Raw genomic sequence first — 13,599 nt, forward strand, 5'->3', positions numbered from 1 at the left:
ACTGAGCCTGCGGCTTGGGGCAAGCGTCCTAGCCCAGGATGCGGAAGACGCCGGTGGCCCTGAGGACGGCCTTGCCGTCGGCGTAGAGGAAACCGCTGGAATAGGCGACGGAGCGGCCCATACGGTCGACCTGGCCGCGCGCTTCCAGCCACTGACCGACCTTTGCCGGGGCCAGGTAGTCGAGCCCCAGGTGGATCGTGGCAAAGGTCGCATCAGGATTGGTCGCCTGGATCAGCAGGCGGCCCAGGTGGGTGTCGGCCAGCGCCGCCATCACGGCGCCATGCGTCTCCCCCCGGCGGTTGGTGTGCCGCTCGTCGATATAGAGGCCGATGCGGTAGTCGGCGCCGGCCCCCGCCTCATAGGCCGGGCCGATCAGCTGCATGTAGTGCGAGATGCGGCGAAAGACGGTGAAGCCCTGCGGCGGCGGCCGGGCGCCCGCGGCCTCGGCCGCCGCGATCTCGCTCACAGGATGAACTTCGACAGGTCGGTATTGGCGGCCAGCGCCGCCACATGCGCCTGGACATAGGCGGCGTCGATCGTGACGGTCGAGCCCGGCTGGTCGCTGGCCGTGAAGCTGACCTCGTCCAGCACCCGCTCCAGCACGGTGTGCAGGCGCCGCGCGCCGATGTTCTCCACGCTGCCGTTCACCTCTGCCGCGATGGTGGCCAGCGCGTCGATGCCGTCGTCGGTGAAGTCCAGCGTCACGTTCTCCGTCCCCATCAGGGCGACGTACTGGCGGATCAGGCTGTTTTCCGGCTCGGTCAGGATGCGGCGGAAATCGGCGCGGGAGAGCGCCTGAAGCTCGACCCGGATCGGCAGGCGGCCCTGAAGCTCCGGCAGCAGGTCCGACGGCTTGGCCAGGTGGAAGGCACCGCTGGCGATGAACAGGATGTGGTCGGTCTTGACCGTGCCGTGCTTGGTGGCGACCGTCGTCCCCTCGATCAGGGGCAGCAGGTCGCGCTGCACGCCTTCGCGGCTGACGTCCGCCCCCTGGCGCTCGGAGCGGGCGCAGATCTTGTCGATCTCGTCGATGAAGACGATGCCCGAATTCTCGGTGACGCTGATCGCCTCCTTCACCAGCACATCCTGGTCCAGCAGCTTGTCGCTTTCCTCGGCCAGCAGGACGGCGTGGCTGTCGCGGACATTCAGCTTCTTGCGCTTGGTCCGGTTGCCGAACGCCTTGCCGAAGATGTCGCCCAGGTTGACGACACCCATGGAGGCGCCGGGCATGCCGGGAATGTCCAGGCCCGGCATCTGCATCGCCGAATTGTCGGCAACGTTCAGCTCGATCTCCTTGTCGTCCAGTTCGCCATTGCGCAGGCGGGCGCGGAATTTCTCGCGCGTGTCCTTGCTGGCGCCCTCGCCGACCAGGGCGTCGAGCACCCGGTTCTCGGCCGCCAGTTCGGCCCGCGCCGTCACCTCCTTGCGCTTCTTCTCGCGCACCAGGGTGATCGCCACCTCCACCAGGTCGCGGACGATCTGCTCGACGTCGCGGCCGACATAGCCGACCTCGGTGAACTTCGTCGCCTCCACCTTCAGGAAGGGGGCACCGGCCAGCTTTGCCAGCCGGCGGGAGATTTCCGTCTTGCCGACCCCCGTGGGGCCGATCATCAGGATGTTCTTGGGCTGAACCTCGTCCCGCAGTTCGGGGCTCAGCTGCTGGCGGCGCCAGCGGTTGCGGAGCGCTATGGCGACGGCACGCTTGGCATCGTGCTGGCCGACAATGTGGCGGTCGAGTTCGGAGACGATCTCGCGCGGGGAAAAGTCGGTCATTCCTGGATCGTCTCGATGGTCAGGCGTTCGTTGGTATAGACGCAGATGTCGGCGGCGATCTTCATCGCGCGCCTGGCGATCTCCTCCGCGTCCAGGTCGAACTGGACCAGCGCGCGGGCGGCGGCCAGCGCGTAGGAGCCGCCGGAGCCGATGCCGATCAGGCCGTCGTCCGGCTCCAGCACGTCGCCATTGCCGGTCATGATCAGGGCCGCCGACTTGTCCGCCACCGCCATCATCGCCTCAAGCCGGCGGAGATAGCGGTCCGAGCGCCAGTCCTTGGCCAGCTCGACACAGGCCCGGGCCAGCTGGCCCGGGTGGCGCTCCAGCTTGGCTTCCAGCCGCTCGAACAGGGTGAAGGCATCGGCCGTGGCCCCGGCAAAGCCGACGATCACGTTGCCGTCGCCGATGCGCCGCACCTTGCGGGCGGATGCCTTCATGACCGTCTGGCCCAGGCTGACCTGGCCGTCGCCGGCGATGACCGTCCGGCCGTTACGGCGCACGCACAGGATCGTCGTGCCGTGCATGGTGGGGGCGCCGTCGCTCAAGGCCGGGCTCCGCGAAATGGAATTTGGGGCATGTCGGGACCATGTGGCGATCCCGCCCCCGCGATCAAGCCCTTCTTCCCCCGGCGCACGCGCGGGACGCTATTCCGGGCGGCCGGGAACGATCGCGCGGCGCACCCAGGCGCGCGGTGCCGCATCGTCCAGGGCCAGGCCCCGGTCGCCTTCGGGCCGGATGCCCAGGTCACGCCAGAGCGCGGTCAGGTCGACGGGGCTGCCGCGGGTCACGTGCCCGGCGACCAGGCGCGCGAATGTGTCTCCGTTCGTGATGCCATCGCACAGGGGCACGACCGGGCCGAAGGGGATGCGGGCCGACGCATCGCCAATGCGGCGCGACAGGGCGCGCACGCAGTCCTCGGCCCCGACGCGGCCGCCGCTGCGCTCCCGCAGCTCCAGGTCGGCCAGGAGCCAGAACAGGGCACCACCCCAATAGGTCGCTGCATGGTCGCCGCCGTCCAGCCCGCTGCCGGTCATGGCGGGCAGGCCACGGGGCATGTTCTCCACCCATTCGCGCCAGACGGATGCCTCGGACCGCAGGCCGGCGCGGGCCCGAGCGATGGGCTCGAAATAGACGGCAGCCCCTTCCATCAGCCAGTCGGCGAAGATGTACGGCATCCCGGCGTGGATCAGTTCGTGCACCAGGACCCAATCGTCGTTGAGGCCCTCGACCGTGCTGCGATTGCCGACCGCGATCGCCACGCTGACGCCCCCCGCCCCCATCGTGCGGCCGAAACCGACGCCGGCGCGCCCGCTGCGCGGCATCACCGCCAGCAGCATGGCGGGCGGGGGAAACCCGCCATAGAAGTCGCCCACCGCCTGGGCCTGGCGGGCGATCCAGGCCAGCAGGCGCGGACGCGGCAAGCCGAAATCCCCGTCCAGCAGCGCGACGTCGATCGTGGCCTCGGCCCCGTCACGGCCCGGCAGGGCCACGGCGTGGCGCGCGATCCGGCCAAAGGCGCTGTAGCCCATCGCCCAGACCGCACCGGCCAGGATCACGCGCCGCCCGTCCTCCACGGACAGGGCGCTGGCAAAGTCCAGGCCTGGGGCGGGGGTCACGGCGATCGACAGGGACAGGTCCCGCGGCGCTTGCGGCTGCATCAGCCACGAACTGCCGACGGCCAGCACCGATTGCCCCAGGGCACGCGCGGTATCGCTGCTGTCCTCTGCCCGGCCATAGGCCAGCAGGTCGAGGCGGTAGCGCAGCCCCGTGCCGCCCCCCGGTGCTGACGGCAGGACGATCCTGCTGCGGGTGGTCAGCGGCGTACCCGTCAGGTCCGTGACCACCAGGAAGGGCAGCATGGACGCGTCCAGGAAGCGGCCGGCCGTCACCTCGGCCGGGCAGTGCACCGCCATGACCAGGACCAGCGCCTCGTCCAGCGTGCCGTCATAGCGACAGGCAGCGGCCTGCGCGCGGCCTGGGCCAGACAGCAGGGCAAGGAGAGCCAAGGCCAGGACGGTGCGCATTGCTTGGCCCTCCATCGGCCCGCGCTATGCTGGCGGACCAAGAACCAGGATAACCAGGGGAGGAGCATTCATGGGCCAGCTTGATGGACGGGTCGCGATCGTCACGGGAGCCGCGCGCGGCCAGGGAGAGGCAGAGGCCAGGCTCTTCGCGAAGGCGGGCGCGCGCGTCGTCCTGACCGACCTGGAGGCGGAGCGGGGCGCGGAGGTCGCGGCCTCCATCGGCCCGAACGCCCTCTTCGTAAGCCATGACGTGGGCTGGGAAGCGGGCTGGGCGCATGTGGTGGAGCGAACGCTGGACGCGTTCGGGCGCATCGACATCCTGGTCAACAATGCCGGGATCTACCGCGTCGGCCGCCTGGAAGACACGACCGTCGAGACGATGGAGGCGCTGCTCCGCGTCAACCAGATGGGCGTCTTCCTGGGCATGAAGGCGGTCGTGCCGGCGATGAAGGCGCAAGGCGGCGGGGCGATCCTGAACATCGCCTCCGTCGCCGGCACCCAGGCCACGCCCATGATGTTCGGCTATGGCGCCACCAAATGGGCGGTGCGCGGCATGACGTTGAGTGCCGCCGCCGACCTGGCCCGCCATCAGATCCGCGTCAACGCGATCCTGCCCGGCGTCATCGACACGAAGATGCTGGAGGCGAACGACGACCGGCTCAACGCCGCCGTGCTGAAGTCGACGCCTCTGCGCCGCATGGGCACGCCGGAGGAGATCGCCGAAGCCGCGCTCTACCTTTGCTCCCCCGCCGCCAGCTTCGTCACCGGCGCCGAGCTCCTGGTCGACGGCGGACTGGCGCTGTAGCGGCGGAGGCGCGGTGCGTTGGGGATCATGCTTCGAGACGAGCCCTGCGGGCTCTCTTCAGCATGACGCCGTTGTTATGATTGGACAATTCCAAGGGGCGTCATCCTGAGGAGCGCGCATTGCGCGCGTCTCGAAGGATGTTGGCGCAACACTGGCCGCAGCGTTGTCTCCAGTCCATCCCCACCCAATGCCCAGCTTATGTTGCGAGCGATTCTCAGGTAAGCTGCGACAATCGGATCGAGGGGGAAACGGGAATGGCTGAGGCGGAAGCGGCCCGGCAGGACGGGGCTGCGGGGGCGTTCAGCCTGGTGCCGCTGGTCGTCGCCGGTGCGTCGGGCATCATGGCGACGATGGCCTTCGTCTCCCTGGTCGGGCCGTTGTCGCATGTCCTGGGGCTGCAGCCATGGCAGGCGGGCTTCATCCTGACCGCGTCGGGCGTGATGTGGCTGCTGTCGGCCAGGGCTTGGGGCAGTGCCAGCGACCGGATCGGGCGGCGGCCGATCCTGCTGGCCGGCATGGCCGGCTTTGCCGTGGCCTACTTCGCCATGTGCCTGTTCATCGACGTCGCGCTGCGCACCTTGCCTACCGTATGGCTGGTGGTGCTGGGCCTGACCATCGGCCGCGGCCTGTCGGGGGCGTTCTATGCGGCGATCCCCGCCGCGTCGACCGCCCTTGTCGCCGACAACCTTCCGCCGGAGCGGCGGGCGTCTGCCATCGCCTCGCTGGGGGCGGCGAATGCCATCGGCATGGTGATCGGACCAGCCCTGGCGGCGGTGCTGGCCCCCTATGGGCTCAGCCTGCCGCTTTATGGCCTGGGCCTGCTCCCGCTGCTGGCTCTGGTGTTCCTGTGGCGGTCGCTGCCCAAGGTCGAGCATCACCGGCCGACCACGGCACCGCCGGTGCGCATTGGCGATCCGCGCCTGCGTCGCCCGATCGCAGTAGCCTTTGCCGCCATGCTGGCGGTGTCGACCGCGCAAGTCGTGGTCGGCTTCTTTGCCCTGGACCGCCTGGGCCTGCCGCCGGGCGCGGCGGCGCGGGCCTCGGGCATCGCCCTGACCACGGTCGGCGTTGCGCTGATCCTGTCGCAACTGGTCGTGCGGCGCCTGACCTGGACGCCGGACCGCCTGATCCGCGTGGGTGGCACGGTTGCCGGCCTGGGCTTTGCGTCGACCGCCCTTGCGACCAGCGACTGGGCGCTGTGGGCCTCGCACTTCGTGGCGGCGGCGGGCATGGGCTGGGTCTTTCCCGCGTTTGGCGCCCTGGCGGCCAACTCGGTCGGGCCGGACGAGCAGGGCAGCGCGGCGGGGACGGTCTCGTCGGCGCAAGGGTTGGGCATCGTCCTGGGCCCGATGGTGGGCACGCTGGCCTATGACATCGATCCGGGGGCGTCCTATGTCGTGGCCGGCGGGGCCATCCTGGCCGCCGCCCTGTGGCCGGCCCCGCGACGCCTGGCGACGGCGGTTTGAGGGCGGGGCGTGCGCGGCTAGACTGGCCGCCACATGGACTCCCTTCCCGACGAACCGCCCGCCCGCGATCACCTTGACCGCCGTTTCATCCTGGCGGCCCGCACCATCGTGGTCCTGTTCCGCGACCTGGAGCGGGTGGCGCGCGGGGCCGACATCACGATCCCGCAATACCGCTTCATGCTGATGCTGAAGCGTGGGCCGAAGCGGGCGATCGACCTGGCCCAGGCCGCGGCCATCGGCCGGCCCGCCGCATCCGCCCTGGTCGCCGACATGGAGAAGCGCGGTCTGATCGCGCGCGAGGCCGACATCAGCGACGGCCGCGCCTTTCGCCTGCGCCTGACGGCGGAGGGCGTGCGCCGCCATGCCCAGTTCGAGGAGGCGCTGGCCCGCTACCTGCCGACCGTGTTCGAGCAGGGCGATGCCGAGCGCCTGCTGCAGGCGTTCGACGAACTGGCCTATGTCCTGGACGCCCGGCGCCATGACGGGCCGCTCGACCCGCTGTCGGTACTGGACGATTGACCTCCGGCCCTGGCGGCTTATTGTTCGCCTCACGAACAATCGGGAGGGCGCCATGAAGTCCGTTCTGTGCGACATGCTGGGGATCGAGTTCCCGCTGATGGCCTTCAGCCATTGCCGCGACGTGGTGGCGGCGGTCAGCAAGGCCGGCGGCTTTGGTGTGCTGGGGGCGACCGGCCTGCTGCCCGAACAGCTTGAGGTCGAGCTGAAGTGGATCGACGAGCATGTCGACGGCAAGCCCTATGGCCTGGACGTGCTGATCCCCGAGAACATGGCGGTCAAGGAGGAAAAGACCCTGACCGCGGGCACGCTGGCCAAGCGCATCCCGGAAGCGCACAAGACCTTCGTCAAGGAGCTGCTGGAGGCGCACGGCGTCGAGACGGCCAGCAACGCCCTGCCCAACGTAACGCGGGAGGATGCACCGCCGCCGTTCTGGCCCGAGAACGCGATGAAGCTGCTGGAGACGGCCTTCAACCATCCGATCAAGCTGATCGCCAATGCCCTCGGCGTGCCGCCCAAGGAGATGATCGACCTGGGCCACAAGCACGGCGTCCCGGTCGCCGCCCTGGCCGGCGCGCGCGAGCATGCCGTGCGCTTGGCCGATGCCGGCGTCGACCTGATCGTGGCGCAAGGGGGAGAGGCCGGCGGCCATTGCGGCGAAGTCTCGACCCTGGTCCTGATCCCTGAGGTCGTGCGCGCGCTGAAGGGCCGCAACGTGCCCGTGGTCGCGGCCGGCGGCATCATGACGGGGCGCCAGATGGCGGCCTGCATGGCGATGGGGGCGGCCGGCGTATGGACCGGCTCCGTATGGCTCGCCACGACCGAGTCCGAGACGAGCGAGATCTTCCGCGAGAAGATGGTCGCCGCCCGGTCCCGCGACACGGTGCGGTCCAAGAGCCGCACTGGCAAGTACTCGCGCCAGCTCCGCTCGGCCTGGACCGATGCGTGGGAAGGCTCGAACAGCCCAGGCCCCCTGCCCATGCCGCTGCAGACGCTGATCAGCGAGCCGGCCCTGCACCGCGTGGACAAGTCGGCCGCCGGCGGCAATGCCCAGGCACGCGAACTGGTCACCTATTTCGTGGGCCAGGGTGTCGGCCTGGTCGACGACGTGCTGTCGGCCCGCCAGGTGGTGCAGGACTTCAAGCAGGAATTCGCCGAGGCGATTTCCGACATGGTGGACTTGGCGGAGGGCTGATCCCACAGGCAACGCGTGGCGGTGCGTCCGCGCGTCCCACCCGTATCCCCAGGTGTCACCGGCGTGTCATGCCGGCAACGTTAAGGTCCTTGGCGATGGTACGCCGGTAATGGTGTACTTGGTCCCCAGTCCCGCCCGATTCAGACGATGGGCGGCGGGATGGGGACGCCTGGTCCTGCCTGGGTGGAGGGTCGCTTGTACGCAGCCGCCATCATTCCGTGCGAAGCCTGTCCGGCGCTGGTTCTCAACGCCGACTACCGGCCGTTGAGCTACTTCCCGCTGTCCGTCTGGTCGTGGCAGGACGCGATCAAGGCCGTCTTCCTGGGCCGCGTGAACATCGTCGAGGAATATGACCGGGTCGTGCGCTCTCCCGGCATGGAGATGCGGCTGCCCTCGGTCGTGTCGCTGAAGACCTATGTCCAGCCGGCGCGGCACCCCGCCTTCACCCGCTTCAACGTCTTCCTGCGCGACCGCTTCCGTTGCCAGTACTGCGGCGCGCCCGACGACCTGACCTTTGACCACGTGATCCCGCGCAGCCTGGGCGGCCGCACGACATGGGAGAACGTGACCACCGCCTGCTCGCCGTGCAACCTGCGCAAGGGCGGACGCCTGCTTGCCGAGTGCGGCATGCACCTGCGCAGCCGTCCCGACATGCCCACCGTGCGGATCCTGCAGGAGAACGGCCGCTACTTTCCGCCCAACTACCTGCACGACAGCTGGAGCGACTATCTCTACTGGGACAGCGAACTCGAGCCTTGAGGGGCCCCGGGCATCATTTGGTGGCCTGCGTCCCGTCGGCCAGGGCCGCGGCGACGTGGGGGGTGATGCGCTTCACGATCTCGTCCACGCCTTGCGCGTTGGGATGGATGCCGTCCGCCTGGTTCAGGGCCGCTTCGGCCGCGACGCCATCCAGGAAGAAGGGATAGAGGGCGACGTCGAACTCCGTCGCGAGGTCGGAATAGATCGTGTTGAAGGCCTGGCCATAGTCCGGGCCCAGGTTGGGCGGCGCCATCATCCCAGCCAGCAGCACCGGCGCGCCCTTCTCCTTCAGCCGCTGCAGGATGGTGCGCAGGTTCTCCCGCGTGGCCTGCGGGTCCAGGCCACGCAGGGCGTCGTTCGCACCAAGCTCCACGATCACCAGGTCGGGCGTCGCCCCGTTGAAAGCGCCCAGCGCCCAGTCCAGGCGCGCCAGGCCGCCGGCGCTGGTGTCGCCGGAGACGCCGGCATTCTCGACCCGTGCATCGATGCCCCTTGCCTTGAGCGCTTCCGCCAGCCGTACGGTGAAGCCCTGTTCCGGATCCAGGCCATAGCCCGCGGTCAGGCTGTCGCCCAGGGCCAGGACGCGGACCTGGGCCGGGGCGGCCTGGGCCGAGGAAGCCTGGGCATGCGCGGCCGAATCCGGTCCGATCGCGGCCGCGACATTGAAAGCCAGGAACAGCGCGATATATCGCCATAGGGCCCACAGCCGGGTCTGATCCGCGTTCCGCCCCCAAGCCGTAAGCGATGGCATCAGACCCGTCGCGGCGCTATCCAGGGGGCGGCCCGACCGGCGGCCAAGGGGGCCCATGCCACAGTCTCGCATTCCAGTATCCCATCCGCCTCAGGTTCAGCACGACGTGGGGCCTGTCATCGCCCTGGACAAGGTCAAGCTGCAACTGGCCAGCGACGCCGGCCCCGTCACGATCCTGCGGGGCATCGACCTTCGCATCAATCCAGGGGAAAGCGTCGGTCTGGTGGGCCCCTCCGGCTCTGGCAAGTCGAGCCTGCTCAGTGTCATCGCAGGCCTGGAACGGCCGACGTCCGGTACGGTCGAGGTTGTGGGCCGCAGGCTGAACGACCTGAGCGAGGATGGCCTGGCCCTGCATCGGCGCGCCGGGGTCGGCATCGTCTTCCAGTCGTTCCATCTGATCCCCACCATGACGGCGCTGGAAAACGTCGCCGTGCCGCTGGAACTGGCGGGCCGTCGCGACGCCTTCACCCAGGCAGAGGCGGCGTTGCGACGGGTCGGCCTGGGCCAGCGCGTCCGCCACTATCCCGCGCAGCTTTCGGGCGGCGAGCAGCAGCGCGTGGCATTGGCCCGGGCGGTCGCCCCGGGGCCCCGCCTGCTGCTGGCGGATGAGCCGACCGGAAACCTGGACGGCACCACGGGCGAGGCGATCATCGAGTTGCTGTTCTCGCTGCAGGGCGAGCGCGGCGCCACGCTGCTGCTCGTCACGCATGACATGGCCCTGGCCGCGCGGTGCGACCGCGTCATCCGCCTGCGCGATGGCCAGGTCGAAAGCGACAGCCCCACCCAAGCCCTGCGCGCGGCCCATGCCTAGGGCGTGCCGGGCTGGTGTCCGCCATGGCCTCCCCATGGGGGGCGATCGAGGACGTGGGCACGAGGCTACGCCATGCCGTTGAGCGTGCGGCTGGCGCTGCGGGAACTGCGCGGCGGGTTGAAGGGCTTTCGCGTGTTCCTGGCCTGCCTGGCGCTGGGCGTCATGGCGATTGCGGGTGTGGGCTCCCTGGCGGCGGCGATCGGCAGCGCGCTGGATGGTGAGGCGCGCACCCTGCTGGGCGGCGATATCGAGCTGCGCCTGACCAGCCGCGCGGTGCTGCCCCAGGAGCAGGCCTGGATGGCGGAGCGGGCAGAGGTCAGCCGCATGACCCAAATGCGGGCCATGGCCTATGCCGTCGACAACGACGAACGCACGCTGGTGGAACTCAAGGCGGTCGACGACGCCTATCCGCTGTTCGGCGCCATGGCCCTGGAGCCGGCGGGCGACCTGCCGGCAGCACTTGCCCAGGAGGGCGACGTCTTTGGCGCGGTGGCCGATCCGGAACTGCTGGTTCGCCTGGATATCGCCGTGGGCCAGACGGTTCGCGTCGGCACCGCCCGGCTGCAGATCCGCGCCGCGGTCGCGCAGGAACCGGATCGCGGCTCGGACGCCTTCTCCCTGGGCCCGCGGCTGATGGTCAGCCGGGCGGCGCTGGCGGCCACGGGGCTGATCCAGCCGGGCAGCCTGTTCACCGATGCGCTGCGGTTGAAACTGCCCGGGGGCGCCGACCTGGCGGCCACGACCGCCGCGATCCGCGAGGCCTTTCCCGATGCGGCCTGGCGCCTTCGCAGCAGCAGCGAAGGGGCTCCGGGGCTGAGCGACTGGGTCGAACGGCTGGCGCTGTTCCTGTCCCTGGTGGGCCTGACGGCGCTGCTGGTGGGCGGTGTCGGCGTCGGCAATGCGGTCGCGGCCCACATGCAGGCGCGTACCAGGACCATTGCCACGCTGAAATGCCTGGGCGCCACAAGTGGACTGATCGTGCGGACCTATCTGGTCCAGGTGATGCTGATCGCCTGCCTCGGCATCGCCGCGGGCCTGGCCCTGGGTGCTGCCATCCCGCCGCTGGCAGGCAGCGCCGTGGGCGAGTTGCTGCCCGTGCAGGTGCGCTTTGGCCTCTATCCCGGACCGCTGCTGCTTGCGGCCTTCTTCGGCCTTCTGGTGTCGCTGGCCTTTGCCCTGGTCCCGCTGGCCCGCGCCCACGTGATACCGCCCGCCGGCCTGTTCCGCGCCCTGGTCGTGCCGCCGGGGTTCCGCACGATGAGCCTGTACTACGTGCTGGCCGGCTTGGCCTTCGCCGTGCTGGGCGCGCTGGTGATCGCAACGGCGGTACGGCCGATGATCGCCATCTATTTCGTGATCGGCGCCGCGGCCGCATTCGTCGTGCTGCGCGCCGCCGGCTGGGCGATCGTGCGGCTGACAGCCAGCCTGCCCCGGCCACGCCGCCCGGGGCTGCGCCTGGCGCTCGCCAACCTGCACCGGCCCGGCGCGCCGACGGCGACGGTGATCCTGTCGCTTGGCCTGGGACTGACCCTGCTGGTGATCGTCGCCCTGATCGAGGGCAACCTGATCGTGCAGGTGGAGCAGCGCCTGCCGGACCAGGCCCCTACGTTCTTCTTCGTCGACGTCCAGTCGAACGAGGCCGATGCCTTTGACCAGACAATCGCCAGCATCCCCGGCGCCCGCCTGTTGGACCGCGTCGCCTCGCTGCGCGGCCGGATCAGCGCCATCAATGGCACGCCGACCGAGCGCTGGGACATCGCACCGGAGGGGCGCTGGGCGGCGCGCGGCGACCGCGGCCTGACCTATGCCACGGCCCTGCCAGAGGGCAGCACCCTGGTCGCCGGCGAGTGGTGGCCCGTCGACTATCGCGGGCCGCCGCTGATCTCGTTCGACGCCGCCGTGGCCCAGGCGATGAACATCGGCGTGGGCGATCGGCTGACCATCAACGTGCTCGGCCGCGACGTGGAGGCGACGATCGCCAGCCTGCGCCGCATCGACTACACGAACCTGGGGATCAATTTCGCGATCATCTTCGCGCCGGGCGTGCTGGAGGCCGCACCCCATACCTTCCTGGCCACGGCCAAGGCCGACGGGCCAGCGGGAGAGGCGCTGTACAAGGCCGTCACCGACCGCTTCCCCAACATCTCGGCGGTGCGGATCCAGGACGCGCTGGATACGGTCGAAGCCACGCTGCGCAACCTGGCGACTGCGCTTGAGGTCAGCGCCGCCGTCACGCTGGTTGCGGGCGTCCTGGTGCTGGCCGGTGCCATGGCGGCCGGCCAGCGGCACCGCCTGTACGACGCCGTCATCCTGAAGGTGCTGGGTGCCACCGGGCCGCAGGTGGTGCGCGCCTATCTCCTGGAGTACCTGGCACTGGGCCTGGCCGCGGCCACCATCGGTGCCGCACTTGGCACGGCGGCGGCCTGGGCCATCATCACGCAACTGATGAACCTTGGCTGGACATGGCTGCCGCTGACCGTCCTGGCAACGGCGCTTGCGGCGATTGCCGTCACCGTGGTCCTGGGCCTGGGCGGCACCTGGCGGGCCCTGCGACAGCGCCCGGCACCGGTCCTGCGCCAGGCCTGAACCCGCCCCCGGTTCGGAAAGCGCAACGCGGGTGGCGCGTTCGCTTGACCGGGGGCGCGCGCATCCCGATATCTAGTCGCGGAATGTCACACTCATCTTGCGGGAGCCGTCACCATGGCTGACTTCTACAGGGATCGCATGCCGACCGCTGCGGGGTCCGCCGCGCAGGCCGCGATCGACGAAGGCCTGCGGGCCTACATGCTGCGCATCTACAACTTCATGGCGGTAGGCCTCGCCGTCAGCGGCGTGGTCGCCTATCTGGTCTACAGCGTGCCGTCGCTCCAGGCGATGTTCTTTGCCGTGAACGAGATGGGCTATGTCCAGGGCTTCTCGGGCCTGGGCTATGTCGCGCTGTTCGCGCCGCTGGGCATCCTGCTCTGGATGAACTTCGGTGTCCGCTCCATGTCGGGCGCCACGATGCAGGCGCTTTACTGGGCCTTCGTGGCGCTGCAGGGTGTCGGCCTGTCGGTCCTGCTGATGGTCTATACCGAGGCGAGCATCGTCCGCACGTTCTTCGTGACGGCGGCGGCCTTCGGTGGCCTCAGCCTCTATGGCTACACCACCCGGCGCAGCCTGTCGGGCATGGGCAGCTTCATGGTCATGGGCCTGTTCGGGCTGGTGATCGCGTCGATCGTCAACATCTTCCTGGGCTCCAGCCAGCTCCAGTGGGTGATGTCGGTCGCGGGCGTGGTGATCTTCTCGGGCCTGATCGCCTGGGACACCCAGCGCCTGAAGGAAACCTACATGGAGGGCCTGGGCCACGAGAGCGCGACCAAGATGGCGGTGCTCGGGGCGATCTCCCTCTACCTCGACTTCATCAACCTGTTCCGCTTCCTGCTCTACTTCATGGGCGCCCAGCGCGAATAGGAAGCCGAAGCCTGACCGGCATTGCGAAGGGGCAGCCCACGGGCTG

Annotated in this window: 13 protein-coding genes; 8 read left to right on the plus strand and 5 right to left on the minus strand. The window is 69.7% G+C overall.

The features are described from left to right. Positions 1 to 28: 28 nt before the first annotated feature. The 4 genes from ACI6GS_RS03760 to ACI6GS_RS03775 all read right to left on the minus strand — a co-directional run bounded on the left by ACI6GS_RS03760 (position 29) and on the right by ACI6GS_RS03775 (position 3,797). Entirely contained in the window at positions 29 to 466 is a 438-nt protein-coding gene (locus ACI6GS_RS03760; RefSeq protein WP_439816441.1) for a PaaI family thioesterase, read from the minus strand. Next, a complete protein-coding gene (gene hslU, locus ACI6GS_RS03765; RefSeq protein ID WP_439816442.1) occupies positions 463 to 1,773 on the minus strand; it encodes an ATP-dependent protease ATPase subunit HslU in 1,311 nt (436 codons plus the stop codon). Before hslU ends, ACI6GS_RS03760 begins: the two co-directional genes overlap by 4 nt. Beyond that, entirely contained in the window at positions 1,770 to 2,297 is a 528-nt protein-coding gene (gene hslV, locus ACI6GS_RS03770) for an ATP-dependent protease subunit HslV (protein ID WP_439817929.1), read from the minus strand. The genes hslU and hslV overlap by 4 nt, the downstream gene beginning before the upstream one ends. 120 nt (positions 2,298 to 2,417) lie before the next feature. Beyond that, a complete protein-coding gene (locus ACI6GS_RS03775; protein ID WP_439816443.1) occupies positions 2,418 to 3,797 on the minus strand; it encodes a hypothetical protein in 1,380 nt (459 codons plus the stop codon). A gap of 70 nt (positions 3,798 to 3,867) precedes the next feature. Here ACI6GS_RS03775 and ACI6GS_RS03780 point away from each other — a divergent pair, with 70 nt between their 5' ends. From ACI6GS_RS03780 to ACI6GS_RS03800, 5 genes are all read left to right on the plus strand, one after another. After that, positions 3,868 to 4,602 carry an SDR family NAD(P)-dependent oxidoreductase gene (locus tag ACI6GS_RS03780; protein ID WP_439816444.1) on the plus strand — a complete coding sequence of 245 codons (735 nt, stop codon included), beginning with the start codon at positions 3,868 to 3,870 and terminating at the stop codon, positions 4,600 to 4,602. Positions 4,603 to 4,856: 254 nt separating this feature from the next. Beyond that, a complete protein-coding gene (locus ACI6GS_RS03785) occupies positions 4,857 to 6,068 on the plus strand; it encodes an MFS transporter (RefSeq protein ID WP_439816445.1) in 1,212 nt (403 codons plus the stop codon). A gap of 33 nt (positions 6,069 to 6,101) precedes the next feature. Next, positions 6,102 to 6,587 (plus strand): MarR family winged helix-turn-helix transcriptional regulator, encoded by a 486-nt coding sequence (locus tag ACI6GS_RS03790; RefSeq protein WP_439816446.1) that lies wholly within the window; start codon positions 6,102 to 6,104, stop codon positions 6,585 to 6,587. 52 nt (positions 6,588 to 6,639) lie between these two features. Then, positions 6,640 to 7,779 carry an NAD(P)H-dependent flavin oxidoreductase gene (locus tag ACI6GS_RS03795; protein ID WP_439816447.1) on the plus strand — a complete coding sequence of 380 codons (1,140 nt, stop codon included), beginning with the start codon at positions 6,640 to 6,642 and terminating at the stop codon, positions 7,777 to 7,779. A 159-nt stretch (positions 7,780 to 7,938) separates the two neighbouring features. Beyond that, the gene (locus tag ACI6GS_RS03800) at positions 7,939 to 8,538 is read left to right on the plus strand and encodes an HNH endonuclease (RefSeq protein WP_439816448.1); all 600 of its coding nucleotides are present in this window, start codon (positions 7,939 to 7,941) and stop codon (positions 8,536 to 8,538) included. A 13-nt stretch (positions 8,539 to 8,551) separates the two neighbouring features. On the opposite strand, the gene ACI6GS_RS03805 is transcribed toward ACI6GS_RS03800, so the two are convergent. After that, positions 8,552 to 9,289 (minus strand): arylesterase, encoded by a 738-nt coding sequence (locus tag ACI6GS_RS03805; protein WP_439816449.1) that lies wholly within the window; start codon positions 9,287 to 9,289, stop codon positions 8,552 to 8,554. A 55-nt stretch (positions 9,290 to 9,344) separates the two neighbouring features. Between ACI6GS_RS03805 and ACI6GS_RS03810 the strand changes: the two genes are divergently transcribed. From ACI6GS_RS03810 to ACI6GS_RS03820, 3 genes are all read left to right on the plus strand, one after another. Next, complete coding sequence (locus ACI6GS_RS03810) at positions 9,345 to 10,100, plus strand: ABC transporter ATP-binding protein (protein WP_439816450.1); 756 nt, start codon at positions 9,345 to 9,347, stop codon at positions 10,098 to 10,100. Between the two features lie 72 nt (positions 10,101 to 10,172). Further along, a complete protein-coding gene (locus tag ACI6GS_RS03815; protein ID WP_439816451.1) occupies positions 10,173 to 12,686 on the plus strand; it encodes an ABC transporter permease in 2,514 nt (837 codons plus the stop codon). 114 nt (positions 12,687 to 12,800) lie between these two features. Further along, on the plus strand, positions 12,801 to 13,553 hold the full coding sequence (locus tag ACI6GS_RS03820; RefSeq protein WP_439816452.1) for a Bax inhibitor-1/YccA family protein: 753 nt from the start codon (positions 12,801 to 12,803) through the stop codon (positions 13,551 to 13,553). Positions 13,554 to 13,599: the final 46 nt, after the last annotated feature.

The organism is Zavarzinia sp. CC-PAN008, from assembly GCF_051903925.1.
Taxonomy (GTDB): Bacteria; Pseudomonadota; Alphaproteobacteria; order Zavarziniales; family Zavarziniaceae.

Excerpts from the sequence above, each read along its gene's own strand:
- ACI6GS_RS03795 (WP_439816447.1), top strand. The coding sequence starts at position 6,640 with ATGAAGTCCGTTCTGTGCGACATGCTGGGGATCGAGTTCCCGCTGATG.
- ACI6GS_RS03805 (WP_439816449.1), bottom strand. The coding sequence starts at position 9,289 with ATGCCATCGCTTACGGCTTGGGGGCGGAACGCGGATCAGACCCGGCTG.
- ACI6GS_RS03810 (WP_439816450.1), top strand. The coding sequence starts at position 9,345 with ATGCCACAGTCTCGCATTCCAGTATCCCATCCGCCTCAGGTTCAGCAC.
- ACI6GS_RS03780 (WP_439816444.1), top strand. The coding sequence starts at position 3,868 with ATGGGCCAGCTTGATGGACGGGTCGCGATCGTCACGGGAGCCGCGCGC.
- hslU (WP_439816442.1), bottom strand. The coding sequence starts at position 1,773 with ATGACCGACTTTTCCCCGCGCGAGATCGTCTCCGAACTCGACCGCCAC.
- ACI6GS_RS03775 (WP_439816443.1), bottom strand. The coding sequence starts at position 3,797 with ATGCGCACCGTCCTGGCCTTGGCTCTCCTTGCCCTGCTGTCTGGCCCA.
- hslV (WP_439817929.1), bottom strand. The coding sequence starts at position 2,297 with ATGCACGGCACGACGATCCTGTGCGTGCGCCGTAACGGCCGGACGGTC.
- ACI6GS_RS03800 (WP_439816448.1), top strand. The coding sequence starts at position 7,939 with ATGGGGACGCCTGGTCCTGCCTGGGTGGAGGGTCGCTTGTACGCAGCC.
- ACI6GS_RS03820 (WP_439816452.1), top strand. The coding sequence starts at position 12,801 with ATGGCTGACTTCTACAGGGATCGCATGCCGACCGCTGCGGGGTCCGCC.
- ACI6GS_RS03815 (WP_439816451.1), top strand. The coding sequence starts at position 10,173 with ATGCCGTTGAGCGTGCGGCTGGCGCTGCGGGAACTGCGCGGCGGGTTG.
- ACI6GS_RS03790 (WP_439816446.1), top strand. The coding sequence starts at position 6,102 with ATGGACTCCCTTCCCGACGAACCGCCCGCCCGCGATCACCTTGACCGC.
- ACI6GS_RS03785 (WP_439816445.1), top strand. The coding sequence starts at position 4,857 with ATGGCTGAGGCGGAAGCGGCCCGGCAGGACGGGGCTGCGGGGGCGTTC.